This window comes from Streptomyces sp. NBC_00090, from assembly GCF_045160815.1.
GTDB lineage: Bacteria > Actinomycetota > Actinomycetes > Streptomycetales > Streptomycetaceae > Streptomyces.
The window spans coordinates 8,893,737-8,908,488 of record NZ_CP108224.1; the positions used below are offsets into that span (position 1 = coordinate 8,893,737).

Consider the following 14,752-nt stretch of genomic DNA (forward strand, 5'->3'; position numbering starts at 1 on the left):
CCCAGCCCTCAGTCGGAGACGCCGCCCTGGGCGATCGCCTTGTCGATCCTCACCCGGACGAGGAGTTCGCCGGGGACCCCGTTGCGGTCTCCGAACTCCTCCGCCCGATCCTCACCCATGTACCGGGCACCGAGACGGGCGGCCCAGTGGCGCACTTCGATCGGGTCCTCGCTGAGTTCGGCGCGACCGGTCAGGGTCACGAAGGCGAACGGCGGGGTGTCGTCGTCCACGCACAGGGACACCCGTCCGTCCCGGGCGAGGTTGCGGCCCTTCACGGTGTCCTTGCCCGTGTTGAACACGACGTCGTCGCCGTCGAGCAGGAACCAGATCGGCACGACGTGCGGACTGCCGTCGTCGCGGACGGTCGCCAGCTTGCCCGTGCGGGTCCCCGCGGACACGAAGGTCCGCCATTGATCCTCGGTCATCCTCGTCATGTCCCCATCCTGCACCGCACGTCGGACATCGTGCGGCACGCGCGGGCGCGGTGCGGTGCTTGCCCTGTCCACGACAGTGCGTAAGGCTTGCGGCGACACGCGGACCGAAGACTTGCGGGTCGACGGGGACGCAACACCAAGGGGGAGGAACACGCATGGCGCTGGACAAGGGACTGGACTGGCTTCTCGACGACCTGACCCAGAGGGTCGGGTTCATACGGCACGCGCTGGTGCTGTCGAACGACGGTCTGGTGACGGGCGCGAGCAGCGGACTCGAGCGCGAGGACGCCGAGCATCTGGCCGCCGTCTCCTCGGGGCTCCACAGCCTCGCCAGGGGCTCGGGCCGGCACTTCGGGGCCGGTAGGCCGCGGCAGACGATGGTGGAGTTCGACGAGGCGTTGCTCTTCGTGACTGCGGCGGGCGAGGGCAGCTGCCTGTGCGTCCTGAGCGCGGCCGAGGCGGACGTCGGCCAGGTGGCCTACGAGATGACGCTGCTGGTCAACCGCGTCGGAGAGCATCTCGGAGTGGCCGCGCGCCAGCCGGGCCTGCCGGGCGGCACCGCGCTCTGAGGGTTAGCTGTCCACAGGGGTTTTCCACAGCCCGCACGTGTGTCATCACTCTGCGTTACCGTTCTCTTGTCTGGCGCGAGAGACCACGGACGTACGGGGGAGGACCACGAGATGAAGGTGGATGCAGGCGGGCGCACGGTGACCACCGTGACACCGGCGCAGGCGGCGCGGGAACTGGAACTGAGGCGCGATGAGTTCCGGCTCGCGACGCAGCTGGGCCTGGTGAGGACGGTGCCGGTGGGCGAAGGGGAGCGACGGCGCGTGGAGCGGGGTGAGATCGACCGCCTCAAGGCCGCCCCGGACTTTCCCCAGGGCCTTCGTGACCGGGTGCGAGCAGTGGGCACCCGGGAGGCCGCCGGACTGCTCTCGGTGCCCCCGGACCGGTTCACGCGGCTGGTGCGGACGGGGCACCTCAGTCCGGTGCGGTTCTATCTGAACCGCTACCGGGCCGTGGTGTGGCTCTATCTGGCGGCGGAGGTGACCGAGTTCGCCCGCACGAACCCCGCCCTGCTCACCGGGCGGCTTCCCCTGGACGTGCGTGAACGTCTCGACGCGTACGAGGACTCGCGGCCGCGGAACTGGCGGGCGCGCCGGCTCGCCCTGCTGCTCCGGGCCACGGACGATCCCTGGGCGCGCGCTGCCGCCATCGCCTCGATACTCGACCCCGTCCATCTGGCCGAGGTCGTCGGAGATCCGTACGAGCGAGCCCATCTCGACCGGCTGCGCCCGCCACCGCCGCCCGGCCACCCGGTGTCGGCGGCCGCACGAGAGGTCGCCGACCGGCTCGCGCGGGCCGACGAGCCCGACGAGATCCTCTGGCACCGGATGAGCCTCGCCCTGGCCCTGGACGAGGCGCGCGGGGACCGTCCCGCCCCGCACCCCGCCGAGGCCCCGCTGCTCGCACCGCTGCCACTGAAGGCCCCGCCGCCCCCGATGTCCCGGGAACTGTCGGAGCCCCCGGAGCTGTCGGACTCCCTGGAGTCGGTAGCCGCTCCGGAGTCCCCGTCGATCCTGGCTTTGCCCGATGTGCGGGTGCTGTCGGCGCGGAGCACGGCGGAGGTCGTCCGAGGGGGAGGTGTTCCCGCCCGCTCCCGGCTGCTCGACCGGATCCTGCGGCGGAAGGCGCGGGCGACCCCGCGGGGGAGGAGAGGGAAGCGCCCGGTGTCCTGGCCCTGACGCGGGATCCGGCGGGGTCGGCGTGCGGCGGGGGCGGGGTGTGGGGAGGATGGGCCCATGCTGCTCGCCCGTGTCGCGGAGGTGTCCCGGGAGGTCGCCGCGGTCTCCGCGCGCTCGCGCAAGATCGGCCTGCTGGCCGAGCTCTTCGCGGAGGCCGTGCCCGAGGAGAGCCCGCTCGTCATCGCCTATCTCTCGGGCCGCCTTCCGCAGGGGCGGATCGGCGTCGGGTGGAGCGTCCTCAAGAACGTCGTGCCGCCCGCCGTCCCGTCCGTCGACGTGCCCGGCCTCACGCTCGCCGGCGTCGACGCCGCGCTCTCGGAGCTCGCCGCCGTCTCGGGAGCGGGCGCCCGGGCGGAACGGGACCGGCTCGTCCGCGGCCTGTTCGGCGCCGCGACCCGCGAGGAGCAGGAGCTCCTGCTGCGGCTCCTCTCCGGAGAGGTGCGGCAGGGGGCCCTCGACGCCGTCGCCCTGGAAGGCGTCGCCAAGGCCGCGACCGTGCCGGCCGCCGAACTGCGGCGCGCCGTCATGCTCGAAGGCTCGCTGCCTCCGGTCGCCCAGGCCGTGCTGGCCCAGGGGCGTACCGGGCTCGACAGGTTCACGCTGCGGGTCGGCAGCCCGGTCCAGCCCATGCTCGCGCACACCGCCGCCACCGTCACCGAGGCGATCACCGCACTGGGGCCCTGTGTCGTGGAGGAGAAGCTCGACGGCTTCCGTATCCAGGTGCACCGCCTCGGTGACGACGTCCGTGTCCACACCCGTTCTCTCGACGACATCACCGGCCGCCTTCCCGAGGTGGTCGCTGTCGCCCGCGCCGTGCCCTCCGACGCCTTCATCCTCGACGGTGAGGTCATCGCCCTCGATCCCGCTACCGGGCGCCCCGCGGCCTTCCAGTCCATCGCCGCCCGGGTCGGCTCCCGTACCGACGTGGCCGGCGCCCGGGCGGCCCTGCCGCTGACGCCCGTCTTCTTCGACGTCCTCGCCGCCGACGGCGAGAGCCTCATCGACCGGCCGGGACGGGACCGTCACACAGTCCTCACCCGGCTGCTGCCCGAACCTCAGTGTGTCCGTAGCCTGGTCGTCACGGACCCGGCCGATCCCGCGGAGATCGAGGCCGCCGAGCGGTTCTTCACCGAGACGCTGGAGCGCGGACACGAAGGCGTCCTCGTCAAGGCCCTGGACGCGCCCTACGTGGCCGGCCGCCGGGGCCGCACCTGGTTGAAGGTGAAGCCCGTCCACACCGTCGACCTCGTCGTCCTCGCCGTCGAGCGGGGCCACGGACGCAGGACCGGGCTGCTCTCCAACCTCCACCTCGGCGCGCGCGCCGACGACGGCGACTTCGTCATGCTCGGCAAGACGTTCAAGGGGCTCACCGACGAGATGCTCCGCTGGCAGACCGAGCGCCTCGGCGAACTCGCCGTGGCGGACGACGGGTTCACCGTACGGGTACGACCCGAGCTCGTCGTCGAGATCGCCTACGACGGACTCCAGCGCTCGACCCGCTACCCGGCGGGCGTCACCCTCCGCTTCGCCCGCGTCGTACGCCACCGCCCCGACAAGCCGGCCTCGGAGGCCGACACCGTCGAGGGGATCACCGGCCGCGGCTGAGCCGGGGGCGGCCGGACCTCGCGGGAGTCCGTACCGAGAGGGATCCTGGAGACGTGGCACGACGGGCGCGTGGCGCGAGGAGCGAGCCGCGGGCCGCAAGGAGCGAGCTGCGGGCCGCAAGGAGATGAGCGACGTGTACGACTTGCACATCGACACCGACGTCACCGTGCAGCTGAGCGACTGCTGCCGGGAGGACGCCCAGGCCGTCTTCGACGTCCTCGACCGTGTCTACCAGCTGGAGGACTTGGAGACACCGAGCGCGCAGGCGGCGGCTGAGGGACCCGCCCCCACCGTCTGGGTCGCCACCTTCGACACGGCCGCCGGACGGGGCGAGGACGTGCCTCCCACCCACCTGACCGCGCCGGTCGGCGCCACGCTCACCGGCGGGTACCACGCCGTCGACGAGGTGGAGCGCGTGCTCGCCACCGGCTTCGACATCCAGTCCCTGCAGTCGGTCTCGGGCGACCAGGAGACCGAGGCCCGCCTGCTGCTCGCCTCCCGCTGAGCGACGCGGCACGGACACCCCGGGCGGAGCGGACGGGCGCCGCCCGGGGCCGACGCATGCCCTTCGAACGCATGGAGCACCCCCCTGTGATCACCGGTATACACCGTGTGTAGAGTCCTTGACGTCGCGTGATCCGTCCTGACCAGGCGGTGGCGACCGCATCGAAGGCCATCACAGGGGAAAGCGGGTTCCACCATGTTCGGATTCAGGCCGGGTCGCCGCAGGGGGACGGCCGCCGCTCTGCTCGTCGCCACGTCACTGATGCTGACGCTCGGCGGCTGCGGGGTCGACCGGGTCACTCCACAGGACGCCCGGGACGAGGCCGGGACGGACGACAAGGCGGGCCAGGGTGCCCGGGGCGTCGACTGCGCCAAGGCGAAGTGCATAGCCCTCACCTTCGACGCGGGGCCGGGCAAGGACACCCCCCGACTCCTCGACGTCCTCAAGGAGGAGCAGGTCCCCGCCACCTTCTTCCTGCTCGGCAGGAAGCACGTCGACCGCTACCCCGAGGTCGTCAAGCGCATCGCGGACGAGGGGCACGAGGTCGCCAACCACACCTGGAGCCACCGGATCCTCACCGACCTCGACGAGGCCGAGGTGCGCGAGGAGCTCTCCCTCACCCAGACCGCGGTCGAGAGGATAACCGGGCGCAAGCCGACCCTCATGCGCCCGCCGCAGGGCCGCACCGACGACAAGGTGTCCAAGGTCAGCGAGGAGCTCGGGCTCGCTCAGATCCTGTGGAGCATCACCGCCAAGGACTACTCCACCACCGACTCCGCGCTCATACGCCAGCGCGTGCTCGACCAGGCGCACGGTGACGGGATCATCCTGCTCCACGACATCTACGACGGCACGGTCCCGGCCGTTCCCTCGATCATCGAAGAGCTCAAGCGCCGTGGCTTCACCTTCGTGACGGTGTCCGAGCTCCTCGCCCCCGGCAAGGCCGAGCCGGGTGTCGTCTACGCGCCCGAGAAGGACTGACGAGAACCGTCGAAACCGGGTGAGGCGACTCACATCGCCCACTCCGGAACGCACGGAACATTCGGGAAACATTAAGCGTTCATCTGTATGTGACTGCGAAGGGGTCCGGTCCCCAAGGTCCCCCCCCCGGAGGTGACCGCCCTTCGGTGTCACGGCTATCGGCCCCGGTTGGAATCCCCCGTCCAACCGGGGCTCTGTCGTTCCCGGGTTCCGTGCGCGGCGGCGATACGGCGCTCGGACGGCGCGCAACCCGGCGCGTTCGACTCGTTCGAGTGAGCCTCGGCATGGCCGGTTCCCTCCCGGGCAGTGATCTTCCCGGGCCCTCCGAACGATCACCCGGAGCCCCGCCGACCTGGGACGTTCGAAGGGGGACCCCATGCTTCGCAGGACATCGCGCGCCCGCCGTGCGCTCGTCACCGCCGCCGCCTCGCTGCTCGTCTCCGGCTGCGCCGTCGTCGGACCGGACGATCCCGGGACCCCGGGTGTCCCGGTGGACCGGGCGGGACAGGACTCCTTGCTGAAGGCCGCCGAGCACCGTCTTGTCGTGGACTGTCTGGCGGACCGGGGCCTCGCCCTCACGGCACGGCCCCGCGCCCCGGACGAGGACCGCACCTTGCAGGCCGCGCTCTTCGGAGCGGGGCCCCGAGAGCTCTCCGTCACCCTCGCCACCGGCGCGACCGTCACCGCACACGAGGACGGCTGCCTCGCCACCGCGCGCGGCAGGCTCTACGGCGACACGCGCCGCTGGTTCCGGGCCCAGGTAACCGTCGACAACCTCCGCACCGAGGCCCAGGCCCGCGTCCGCGACGACCCCGCCCACCAGGAGGCGCTCGCCCGCTGGACCCGATGCGCGAGCCCGCCCGGCCTGCCCCGTCCCGACCGCCCCGATCCGGCCGTCGCCGCCCGCTGCGCACGCGAGAGCGGACTCGACGACGTGCGTGCACGGCTGGAGGCCGTCGAGCTGGTGGTGGTGCGCGCCTTGCACCGCGACGAGCTCACCGCATACCGGCAGCTGCGTGACCGCGCGCTGCTGCGGGCAGCCGAACTGCCCGCGTCCACCCACCCGCAGAAAGGCCACGACCACTCGTGAAGCGCATCCTCGCCCTCTCCGCGGCGGCCCTGCTCGCCGTCACCGCCGGCCTCGCCCTCTCCACCTCCGCCGGGGCCGCCGAATGCCCCAGCGGAGAGTTCTGCGTCTGGCAGGACTCGAACTTCGGCGGCCAGCGCGCCAACTGGAGCGGGGACGACGGCTGGTGGGAGAGCTGGATCTCCGACACCGACTCCTCCTGGGCCAATCACGGCATCTCAGGCCCCGGGATCAAGGACCATGTCCGGGTCTACGAGAGCGCCTGGCAGGGCGGCAGCATGACCGTCTGTCTCGCCCCGGGGCAGGAGGTCGGCTACAACGGCGCCGCCAACGACCGGGGTGACTCCCACATCTGGTCGACCGGCTGCTGACCCGCCCCACCCGAGCTGATCCGGTCCCGGCCGTGCCCCTCGCCGGACCGGGTCAGTCGCGGCCGAGCGGGTCGCCCGGGTGGCGGAGGGCGGAGGTGAGCATCAGTCCGGCGCCGCGGACCACGCTGGTCGACGGGTCGTTCGCCAGACGCAGCCGGGCCCGGAGGAGATGAGCCAGACGGCCGGTCACATCGAGTCGGAGCGCGCCGCCGCCGGTCACCAGGACGCCGCGGCGCAGCGCGCCGCGGACAGCCCCGGTGCTGTCGTGCCGCCACAGGTCGCTGACCATGTCGGCGGCCGTCCCGGCGATCGCGTCCGGTACCCGGCCCGACTCCGGTACGTCGTCGACGCCCACCTCGGCCAGGCGCGCGTCCTCGACGAGCCCGTCGACGACGAGCGTCACCTCGGTCAGCTGCGCGCCGAGATCGACCACGAGCAGGGGGCCGCCGCCGGGCGGCGCGGCATAGGCCGCGGCGGCGCGGGCGCTGTCCACGGCGATGACCCGCGCCGGGCCGAGACCGTCCACCACCCGGCGCGCCGCCTCCCGCTCCGCCGGAGCGGCGAGCACCGGATGGGTCAGCATCACGACGGTGTCGTGACCGCCGTCGCCGGGAGCCGCGGCGGTCAGCCGCCGCAGCAGCCGGAGCTGGAGGTCCGCGTCGGTCACGCGCCCGCGCCGTACGGGACCGCTCGGCACGTCGGCGAAGACACCCGCCCCCGGAGCCCAGGCCCGGGTCCGCGAGCTGCCGATGTCGAGGGCGATCCCGCGCACCGGCCGTCGCGCCGTGCCCCGACCGCCACCGACTGATCCGAACGATCCCATCGCTTCCGTCCATTCGCTCCGTACCCGCTGATTGCGAGGCCGATACGGGCTCTCACTATGCAGTATCCGCAACAGGAACGCCATGCTGCTTGGGTATCGAAGGCGGAGGGCGTCAGCTCTCGGCGCCGAGCCACAGATCGGGACCGAACACCTCGTAGTGGATGTCGGCCGCCGCGGTGCCACGGGTGAGGAGATCGCCGCGTACCGCGCGCAGGAAGGGCAGCGGCCCGCAGAGGTACGCCGTCGTGCCCTCCGGCAGGTCGAGCGCGGTGACGTCGGCGAGGCCCTGGCGGGCCGCGGAGTCCTCGCCCGGCTCCTCGTACCAGAGGTGGAGCGAGCCCTGCGGGAGCGCCTCGACGAGGCGGAGCAGCTCGGCGGCGTGCGCGTGCGCCGCGGGGGAGCGGTCGGCGTGCACGACCGCGACGGGACGGGTCGACCCGGTGGCCGCGAGGTGGTCGAGCATGGCCAGCATCGGGGTGCTGCCGATGCCGGCGGAGGCGAGCAGCAGCGGTCCGTCGCCCTCGGGCAGGACCAGGTCGCCGAAGGGTGCGGACACCTCCACGGTGTCTCCCTCCCGGGCGTGGGCGTGCAGCCAGGAGGAGACCTCGCCGGCCGGGTCGCCGTCGACCCGCTTCACCGTGATCCGCCACTGCGGGTGCCCGGGGGCCGCGGAGAGGCTGTACTGGCGGATCTGCCGGGCGCCGTCGGGCAGGGTGACCTGGACGCTCACGTACTGGCCGGGCCGGAAGGCGGTCGTCGGGGTCCCGTCGGTGTGGCGCAGGACGAAGGAGACCGTGTCGGCCGTCTCCTCGCGTCGCTCGGCGATCTCCATGGGCCGCCAGACCTCGCCCTCGGGGACGCCGGCCTCCTGGTAGAGCCGGGCCTCCACGGCGATGAGCGCGTTGGCCATCAGCCAGTACACCTCGTCCCAGGCCTGGGCGACCTCGGGAGTCACCGCGTCGCCGAGGACCTCGACGATCGCGGCGAAGAGGTGCTCGTGCACGGTCTTGTACTGCTCGGCGGTGACGCCGAGCGAGGCGTGCTTGTGCGCGATCCGGGACAGCATGAGGTCGGGCCGGCTGCCCGGGTTCTCGAGCAGCGCGACCGCGAAGGTGGCTATGGAGCCGGCCAGCGCCTTCCGCTGCTCGCCGTTGGCCTGGTTGCCCCGGTTGAACAGATCGCGCAGCAGCTCGGGATGGGCGGCGAAGAGCCGGGCGTAGAAGCGCTCGGTGATCTCGTCGAGCGCGCCGCCGACGGCGGGCAGGGTGGCGCGGACGACCGGGGCGGACTGCTCGGACAGCATGAGAACTCGCAATCTGGTAGATGATCTGCGTATTTAAAGGCGGACGTGTGCTGTTGGTGAGAGGTGTACGTGGTCAGGAGGTGGGGCGGCGGGTGAGGGAGAGGAGCAGCGGACCGGTCGGCGAGGCCACGAGCTCCGCCACGGTCAGCGGGTCGAGCACGCGGTAGAACGCCTCCTGCGCCTCCCGCAGCGCGCCCCGCAGCCGACACGCGGTGCGCAGCGGGCACGGGGGATCGCCCTCGCAGCCGACGACCTCCTCCTCACCCTCCAGGGTGCGGGTCAGCCAGCCGACCGAGGAGCGCCGGCCCAGCTCCGTGAGGGCGAGACCGCCGCCACGGCCGCGTCGCGCCTCGACCACGCCGAGGTGCTGGAGCCGGGTGACGACCTTCGCCATGTGGGCGTAGGGCACGTCCATCGACTCCGCCACCTCGCGCGTGGTGACGGACTCCTCCTGCGCGATGACCGCCAGGCGCATCACGGCACGGAGCGCCAGGTCGGTGAACTTCGTCAGCCTCACGGTCCGACCGTATCAAAGCGGTATTTCATGTGCGCATTAAGGGGGTGGCTGTGGGCCGCGCGGAGCCGTTCGACGGCCGGCGCGACCCCGGGCCGAGATGCTTCTCTACCCTCAGGCCAGAACCTTGGCCTTCGCCTTCTGGAATTCCTCGTCCGAGATGGCGCCCTTCTCCTTCAGGTCCGCGAGCCGCGCCAGCTCGTCGCCGGCACCGCCGCCCGCCGGCGCCGTACCGGCCGTCTTGCGGATGTAGTCCTGGAACGCTGCCTCGGAGTCCTTCGCCTGCTTGACGTCACGCTGCCCCATGCTCTTGCCGCGAGCGATGACGTACACCAGCACCCCCAGGTACGGCAGAAGAATGCAGAAGATCAACCAGCCCGCCTTGGCCCAGCCGTTGAGGGAGTGGTCACGGAAGATGTCGGTGATCACCTTGAAGAGCAGGAAGAGCCACATGATCCAGATGAAGAACCACAGCATCGTCCAGAAGACGTCGAGGAGAGGGTAGTCGTCCATTCCTGCACACTCCGTTCCCGCGCGGGCCGGGAGGCCTGGCGTATGAGTGAGTCTCGTGCAGGCGCCGTGCCCCCGCATTTCGTGGTGCTCCGGAGTGCGACCCGCCGCCCGCCGTGTTCGGATGGTCGCCGAGGACCGCACGAGGAACGGAGCGCCATGGGGCCGGTGGAATGTGTCGTACTCGCCTTCCCGGGGGAGCGGCTGAAAGTGGCGGCGGTGACGGCCGTCGCCGAACTGCGCAGAGCCGGCCAGGTGCGGCTCGTCGACTCGCTCGTCATCGTCAAGTCCCTCACGGGGGAGGTGTCGACCTCCGAGCTCGTCGAGTACGAGGAGTACGACGAGGCCACCGCCGAGATCGGGCCGGAGGCGAACCTGCTCGGCCCGGAGGACGCGGCCGAGGCTGCCGGGACCCTCGAACCGGGCTCCTGCGCGCTGATGCTGCTCGTCGAACACGTCTGGGCCGCGCGCGCGGCGGAGGCGATCCGTGAGGTCGGCGGCCGTATCGCCGGGAACGTGCGCATCCCGCCCGACCACGTGGAACAGGCCCGGGACGCCTACCGCGAGGCCGTGGTCGCCGCCACGGCCGGAAGGAACTGACCGATGTTCATGCGACGCCGTCCCCTCCTCCGCCCGGTCGTCCGGCCCGCCGGAGCGCCGCTGCTGCGCGGCGCCCTCGTCGGCGGCGCGGCCTATGCCGCGGGCCGCAGCTCGGCGCGCTCCGCGCGCCGTGAACAGGACCAGGAGGCGGCCATCGCCGACCGCCAGGCGCAACAGCAACAGCAAAAGCAACAGCCACCGCCGGCCGCCCTGCCGGCGCCGAGCCCGCTCTCGCCCGCCGCGGCACCGGCCTCAGGAGCGGCGCCCACGGTGACCGATCAGCTGATCCGGCTCGGCGAGCTCGCCCAGCAGGGCCTGCTCACCCCCGAGGAGTTCGCGGCGGCCAAGGCGAGACTCCTCGGCGTCTGAGGGAATCGCGTCCGAGGGAATCCTCAGAGGCGGCGCAGGGCGGCCAGTGCCCGGTCCGCGTGCGCGCTCATGCGGAGCTCGCTCCGCACGACCTCCCGTACGCGCAGGTCCTGGCCGATCACGAACGTGATCCGCTTCGTCGGCGCGAGCGAGAAGCCGCGCTTCACGCCGAACCGGTCCCGTATGGCGCCGTCCGGATCCGACAGCAGCGGGTAGCCCAGCGAATGCCGCTCGGCGAACTCCAGCTGACGTTCCACCCCGTCGGTGCTGATGCCCACGGGCATGGCGCCGACGGCGCTGAACTCGGCCGCCAGATCACGGAAGTGGCAGGCCTCGGCGGTGCAGCCCGGAGTGAGCGCCGCCGGGTAGAAGAAGAGGACGACCGGCCCTTCGGCGAGCAGCCCCGTGAGCGAGCGCGGGGTGCCTGTTTCGTCCGGAAGGGTGAAGTCCTCGACAAGGTCACCGACGTTCATTGCGGCCGTCCCCGATCCGTCCCTGCTCCGCCACCGGCGCCTCCGGTGACCGGCCGGTGACGTTACCGCAGAGTAGGAGAGTGCGTCACCCCTCCGGGCGCGACCTCGTGGGCGGGCTCCGGCGCGCCGCCGCGCAGCGCGGCGCGCCGGTCGAGCAGGACGAGGGCCCGCTCGCCCCAACGAAGGTTCTCCTCCTCGAAGAACCGGCCGCGCATCAGCGTGAGGTAGGGGCCGACCCGCTCCGCCTCGCGCAGATACGTCTCTTCGTCCCGGCCGTCGAGCATCCGCTCCCGCATGCGCTCGTAGCGGGCGAGCTTGGTCCGGGCCGTCTCCATCCGTTGCGCCACGAAGCCGCGGACCGCTTCCGTGTCGCCCTCGTCGCAGGCCTGCACCTGGACCATCAGCTCGTCACGGACGGCGCTCGGACGCGGCGGAGTCGACGTGTAGGCGTACAGATCCTGCCGTCCGGGCTCCGTGAGGCTGAACATCCGCTTGTTGGGGCGCCGTTCCTGCTCGACCACGCGCGCCGCGATCAGACCGGCCTCCGCGAGCCGGTCGAGCTCGCGGTAGAGCTGCTGCGGGGTGGCCGCCCAGAAGTTGGCGACGGACACGTCGAAGATCTTGGCCAGGTCGTATCCGGAGGCCTCGCCCTCCAGGAGAGCTGCGAGGACGGCGTGCTTGAGCGACATCCGGACACGCTAGCAGCACGTTGAATAGTTTCCTCCGCACCTATTCAACGGGCGGAGGATCGACGTCCGGGGTGCGATTTCACGGCGAGGAAGCGGGGTCCACGGCCAGGGCGCGCTTTCGCGGCCGAGCTGCGCTTCCACGGCCGAGCCGCGCTTCGACGGCTGAGCCGCGGTTCCACGGCTGAGCCGCGCTTTCACGGCCGAGACGCGGTTCCGCGGGCCGGACGGAGCCGCTTCGCTGGCAGGTCGCTCCGGCGCCTGCCTAGGGTGGAGGGAGGAAGGCCGTGGGGGAGCAGACCCGAGGGGCAGCGCGATGGACAGCGACAGCTTCGTCTACACCACCTACATCCGGACCACCCCCGACGAGGTCTGGAAGGCCCTCACCGACCCGGCGCTCACCCGCCGCTACTGGGGCGTGGCCTTCGAGACGGAGTGGACCCCCGGCGCCTCCATGGTCTGGGACGAGGGCGGTCGCAGGACGGTCGACCCCGAGCAGGTCGTCCTCGCCGCCGAGCCCGGCCGCCTCCTCTCGTACACCTGGCACACCTTCACCCCGGCCTGGGCGGCAGCGGTCCGCCTCGACCGGGAGGTGTACGCGCGCCTTGCCCGGGAACGCCGCTCCCGCGTGACCTTCGCCATCGAGCCCTCGGGTGACACCGTCAAACTCACCGTCACCCACGGCGACCTGGAGCCCGACGGCACCATCAAGGGATTGATCGGCGAGGGGTGGCCCGCGCTGGTCTCCAGTTTGAAGTCTCTGTTGGAGACCGGTGAGGAGCTTCCGGAGCCGCCCCGCTGACCTGGCACGGAACCGCCGCTGGACCATTCGAGTCGTCTCCTCGTGCACTCCGCCGCCACGCCCGGTGTAATGATCATCCTTTCCTCCTCTCATCCGTTTTGATGCTGCGGTCGGCGACGCCCGCCGACGCCGCCGCGAGGATGGGGAGGGTGTCCGACGTGTCGTCACGCAGATACGTACGAGGGTGGGGAGCGTTGTCCCTGGCGGTCGGAACCGTCCTCGTCGGCACGGCTGCCCAGCCGCCCGGGAGCTCTGACCCGCTTCCGGTCGGGGCGCCGGAGTCCACCGCGATCGTCTCGGTGGACAGCTGCTCCACGAGCGGCCTCTGCTCCGCGCCCCGCCATACGATCACCCTGAGCGGCGGACACACCCTCACCGGGCACCCCCTCACGCTCGACGCGCGGGCCACCGGCCCCGTCGAGCTCGCTCTGCGCACTCCCGGTCTGCTCGCCGACGTCGCCGTGACCGACGGGCGGGGCCGCCGGGTCGCCGGAACGCCGAGCGCGGACGGCACCCGCTGGACCAGCGTCGCCGCCCTGCCCGCCGGACGCCGCTACACCGCCCGCCTCGTCGTCGAACGGCGCGGCGGCGCCTCCGGACCGCACCGCCGCCTCGCCCGCCTGGAGTTCCGTACCCCCGCCGCACCCGCCGGTGAGCGGCTCACCGTCACCTTCGGGCCGAAGGACGGCGCCACCTACGGCGTGGGTCAGCCGATCACCGCCGAACTCAGCCACCCCGTGCCGGCGGACGCCCCCGCCTCCCGTAGCGTCGTCGAGCGCGCCCTCCAGGTCCGTGCCGAACGGCGCGTCGTAGGCGCCTGGCACTGGGTCGACTCCACCACCCTCCACTACCGGCCCCGTGACTACTGGCCCGCCCGCACGACCGTCCGCGTACGCAGCGGACTCGAGGGCCTGCACGTCGCGGGCGGGCTCCACGGCGGCCCCTCGCGGCCCCTCACCTTCACCACCGGCGACCGCGTCGAGGCCGTCACCGACATCTCCACCCTGAGGATGACCGTCTTCCGCGACGGCACTGCGGTCCGCACGATCCCGGTCACCACGGGGAAGGCCGGGTACCGCACCCGGGGCGGCACCAAGGTGGTCCTCGCCAAGGAGCCCGTCGTCCGCATGCGGGGCGACTCGATCGGGATCGCGCGAGGCAGCAGCGACTCCTACGACCTCGAGGTCCGTTGGGCCACCCGGGTGACCTGGAGCGGTGAGTACCTGCACGCCGCGCCCTGGTCGGTCGACGTCCAGGGCAGGGAGAACGTCAGCCACGGCTGTATCGGGATGAGCACCGAGGACGCCGCCTGGTTCTTCCGCGCCGTGCGCGAGGGCGATCTGGTGCGGGTGGTCAACGGTTACGGGCAGCCGATGACCCCCTTCGGCAACGGCTTCGGGGACTGGAACCTCAGCTGGGCGGAATGGCGGCGCGGCAGCGCCCTCACCGGGACGGCCGCCGCCGGCTCCGCCGCCCCCGCGAACTCGCTGCGCCCCGCGCTCTGAGCGGTCCCGCGTCGCGCCACGCCGAGCACCCGCGGGGCGCCCCGGGCCCGTACCCCTCGGTGATACTGACGTCCTGCCCGCCCAGCCTTCCCACCTGCCCCGTTCCGCCGCCCCAGGGAGCTTCGATGCCGGACGTCACCAAGGTCGAGGTCGGGGACGCGACCCTCTTCGTGGAGGCGCGGCGGCTCGGGCCCGACACCGAACTCGAAGGCTTCGGCGACCGGCTGCCGGACCTCTCGGCGGTCACCGGAGCGCTCGCCTCCTTCGCCGGGCAGATCGGCGATGCGCTCGACCGGGCGGCCCCGGACCGGGCGACCGTCGAGTTCGGCTGCCAGCTCGGTCTGGACGCGGGCAGGCTCACCGCCCTCGTCGTCCAGGGCAGCGCCAACGCCAGCCTGCGCGTGACCCTCGAATGGACGAAGTCCGCCCACTGAGGCGC

The 14,752-nt window shown here is 72.3% G+C and carries 19 protein-coding genes; 12 read left to right on the top strand and 7 right to left on the bottom strand.

Annotation, left to right across the window (positions count from 1 at the left end; all coding sequences use genetic code 11):
- Positions 1–8: 8 nt before the first annotated feature.
- The gene (locus tag OG361_RS39340; RefSeq protein WP_405861446.1) at positions 9–434 is read right to left on the bottom strand and encodes a PPOX class F420-dependent oxidoreductase; all 426 of its coding nucleotides are present in this window, start codon (positions 432–434) and stop codon (positions 9–11) included.
- A gap of 155 nt (positions 435–589) precedes the next feature.
- On the opposite strand from OG361_RS39340, the gene OG361_RS39345 reads away from it, so the two are divergent.
- The 7 genes from OG361_RS39345 (at position 590) to OG361_RS39375 (ending at position 6,728) form a co-directional block, all read left to right on the top strand.
- Positions 590–1,003, top strand: coding sequence for a roadblock/LC7 domain-containing protein (locus OG361_RS39345; RefSeq protein ID WP_405861448.1), 414 nt, complete (start codon positions 590–592; stop codon positions 1,001–1,003).
- 111 nt (positions 1,004–1,114) lie between these two features.
- Complete coding sequence (locus OG361_RS39350; protein ID WP_405861450.1) at positions 1,115–2,179, top strand: DUF6397 family protein; 1,065 nt, start codon at positions 1,115–1,117, stop codon at positions 2,177–2,179.
- A 57-nt stretch (positions 2,180–2,236) separates the two neighbouring features.
- Entirely contained in the window at positions 2,237–3,784 is a 1,548-nt protein-coding gene (locus tag OG361_RS39355) for an ATP-dependent DNA ligase (RefSeq protein WP_405861452.1), read from the top strand.
- Between the two features lie 124 nt (positions 3,785–3,908).
- Entirely contained in the window at positions 3,909–4,289 is a 381-nt protein-coding gene (locus OG361_RS39360; protein WP_384575687.1) for a hypothetical protein, read from the top strand.
- A 195-nt stretch (positions 4,290–4,484) separates the two neighbouring features.
- Complete coding sequence (locus tag OG361_RS39365; protein ID WP_405861455.1) at positions 4,485–5,270, top strand: polysaccharide deacetylase family protein; 786 nt, start codon at positions 4,485–4,487, stop codon at positions 5,268–5,270.
- A 376-nt stretch (positions 5,271–5,646) separates the two neighbouring features.
- Entirely contained in the window at positions 5,647–6,360 is a 714-nt protein-coding gene (locus OG361_RS39370) for a hypothetical protein (protein WP_405861457.1), read from the top strand.
- On the top strand, positions 6,357–6,728 hold the full coding sequence (locus OG361_RS39375; protein WP_384575679.1) for a peptidase inhibitor family I36 protein: 372 nt from the start codon (positions 6,357–6,359) through the stop codon (positions 6,726–6,728). The genes OG361_RS39370 and OG361_RS39375 overlap by 4 nt, the downstream gene beginning before the upstream one ends.
- Positions 6,729–6,780: 52 nt before the next feature.
- Here the strand turns inward: OG361_RS39375 and OG361_RS39380 are convergent, their stop codons facing one another.
- The 4 genes from OG361_RS39380 to OG361_RS39395 form a co-directional block, all read right to left on the bottom strand.
- On the bottom strand, positions 6,781–7,551 hold the full coding sequence (locus OG361_RS39380) for a rod shape-determining protein MreC (RefSeq protein WP_405861459.1): 771 nt from the start codon (positions 7,549–7,551) through the stop codon (positions 6,781–6,783).
- A 112-nt stretch (positions 7,552–7,663) separates the two neighbouring features.
- Entirely contained in the window at positions 7,664–8,854 is a 1,191-nt protein-coding gene (locus OG361_RS39385) for a globin domain-containing protein (protein WP_405861461.1), read from the bottom strand.
- Between the two features lie 73 nt (positions 8,855–8,927).
- The gene (locus tag OG361_RS39390) at positions 8,928–9,371 is read right to left on the bottom strand and encodes an RrF2 family transcriptional regulator (RefSeq protein WP_384575669.1); all 444 of its coding nucleotides are present in this window, start codon (positions 9,369–9,371) and stop codon (positions 8,928–8,930) included.
- Positions 9,372–9,482: 111 nt separating this feature from the next.
- The gene (locus tag OG361_RS39395; RefSeq protein ID WP_405861464.1) at positions 9,483–9,881 is read right to left on the bottom strand and encodes an SHOCT domain-containing protein; all 399 of its coding nucleotides are present in this window, start codon (positions 9,879–9,881) and stop codon (positions 9,483–9,485) included.
- 156 nt (positions 9,882–10,037) lie between these two features.
- On the opposite strand from OG361_RS39395, the gene OG361_RS39400 reads away from it, so the two are divergent.
- Together OG361_RS39400 and OG361_RS39405 are read left to right on the top strand one after the other, a co-directional pair.
- Positions 10,038–10,478, top strand: coding sequence for a DUF6325 family protein (locus OG361_RS39400; protein ID WP_405861466.1), 441 nt, complete (start codon positions 10,038–10,040; stop codon positions 10,476–10,478).
- 9 nt (positions 10,479–10,487) lie between these two features.
- Positions 10,488–10,847, top strand: coding sequence for an SHOCT domain-containing protein (locus OG361_RS39405; RefSeq protein ID WP_405861468.1), 360 nt, complete (start codon positions 10,488–10,490; stop codon positions 10,845–10,847).
- A gap of 23 nt (positions 10,848–10,870) precedes the next feature.
- On the opposite strand, the gene OG361_RS39410 is transcribed toward OG361_RS39405, so the two are convergent.
- Complete coding sequence (locus OG361_RS39410; protein ID WP_405861470.1) at positions 10,871–11,320, bottom strand: peroxiredoxin; 450 nt, start codon at positions 11,318–11,320, stop codon at positions 10,871–10,873.
- 62 nt (positions 11,321–11,382) lie between these two features.
- On the bottom strand, positions 11,383–12,009 hold the full coding sequence (locus tag OG361_RS39415; protein ID WP_405861472.1) for a PadR family transcriptional regulator: 627 nt from the start codon (positions 12,007–12,009) through the stop codon (positions 11,383–11,385).
- A 313-nt stretch (positions 12,010–12,322) separates the two neighbouring features.
- Between OG361_RS39415 and OG361_RS39420 the strand changes: the two genes are divergently transcribed.
- From OG361_RS39420 to OG361_RS39430, 3 genes are all read left to right on the top strand, one after another.
- Complete coding sequence (locus OG361_RS39420) at positions 12,323–12,808, top strand: SRPBCC family protein (protein WP_405861474.1); 486 nt, start codon at positions 12,323–12,325, stop codon at positions 12,806–12,808.
- Positions 12,809–12,966: 158 nt separating this feature from the next.
- Complete coding sequence (locus OG361_RS39425) at positions 12,967–14,313, top strand: Ig-like domain-containing protein (protein WP_405861476.1); 1,347 nt, start codon at positions 12,967–12,969, stop codon at positions 14,311–14,313.
- Between the two features lie 125 nt (positions 14,314–14,438).
- Positions 14,439–14,747, top strand: coding sequence for a CU044_2847 family protein (locus tag OG361_RS39430; protein WP_405861478.1), 309 nt, complete (start codon positions 14,439–14,441; stop codon positions 14,745–14,747).
- Positions 14,748–14,752 lie beyond the last annotated feature (5 nt).

Bases quoted from the DNA above. Each gene is read 5' to 3' on its own strand.
- OG361_RS39360 (WP_384575687.1), top strand. From the start codon at position 3,909: ATGAGCGACGTGTACGACTTGCACATCGACACCGACGTCACCGTGCAG.
- OG361_RS39380 (WP_405861459.1), bottom strand. From the start codon at position 7,551: ATGGGATCGTTCGGATCAGTCGGTGGCGGTCGGGGCACGGCGCGACGG.
- OG361_RS39395 (WP_405861464.1), bottom strand. From the start codon at position 9,881: ATGGACGACTACCCTCTCCTCGACGTCTTCTGGACGATGCTGTGGTTC.
- OG361_RS39370 (WP_405861457.1), top strand. From the start codon at position 5,647: ATGCTTCGCAGGACATCGCGCGCCCGCCGTGCGCTCGTCACCGCCGCC.
- OG361_RS39365 (WP_405861455.1), top strand. From the start codon at position 4,485: ATGTTCGGATTCAGGCCGGGTCGCCGCAGGGGGACGGCCGCCGCTCTG.
- OG361_RS39345 (WP_405861448.1), top strand. From the start codon at position 590: ATGGCGCTGGACAAGGGACTGGACTGGCTTCTCGACGACCTGACCCAG.
- OG361_RS39400 (WP_405861466.1), top strand. From the start codon at position 10,038: ATGGGGCCGGTGGAATGTGTCGTACTCGCCTTCCCGGGGGAGCGGCTG.
- OG361_RS39430 (WP_405861478.1), top strand. From the start codon at position 14,439: ATGCCGGACGTCACCAAGGTCGAGGTCGGGGACGCGACCCTCTTCGTG.
- OG361_RS39385 (WP_405861461.1), bottom strand. From the start codon at position 8,854: ATGCTGTCCGAGCAGTCCGCCCCGGTCGTCCGCGCCACCCTGCCCGCC.
- OG361_RS39420 (WP_405861474.1), top strand. From the start codon at position 12,323: ATGGACAGCGACAGCTTCGTCTACACCACCTACATCCGGACCACCCCC.
- OG361_RS39415 (WP_405861472.1), bottom strand. From the start codon at position 12,009: ATGTCGCTCAAGCACGCCGTCCTCGCAGCTCTCCTGGAGGGCGAGGCC.
- OG361_RS39350 (WP_405861450.1), top strand. From the start codon at position 1,115: ATGAAGGTGGATGCAGGCGGGCGCACGGTGACCACCGTGACACCGGCG.
- OG361_RS39355 (WP_405861452.1), top strand. From the start codon at position 2,237: ATGCTGCTCGCCCGTGTCGCGGAGGTGTCCCGGGAGGTCGCCGCGGTC.
- OG361_RS39410 (WP_405861470.1), bottom strand. From the start codon at position 11,320: ATGAACGTCGGTGACCTTGTCGAGGACTTCACCCTTCCGGACGAAACA.
- OG361_RS39405 (WP_405861468.1), top strand. From the start codon at position 10,488: ATGCGACGCCGTCCCCTCCTCCGCCCGGTCGTCCGGCCCGCCGGAGCG.
- OG361_RS39340 (WP_405861446.1), bottom strand. From the start codon at position 434: ATGACGAGGATGACCGAGGATCAATGGCGGACCTTCGTGTCCGCGGGG.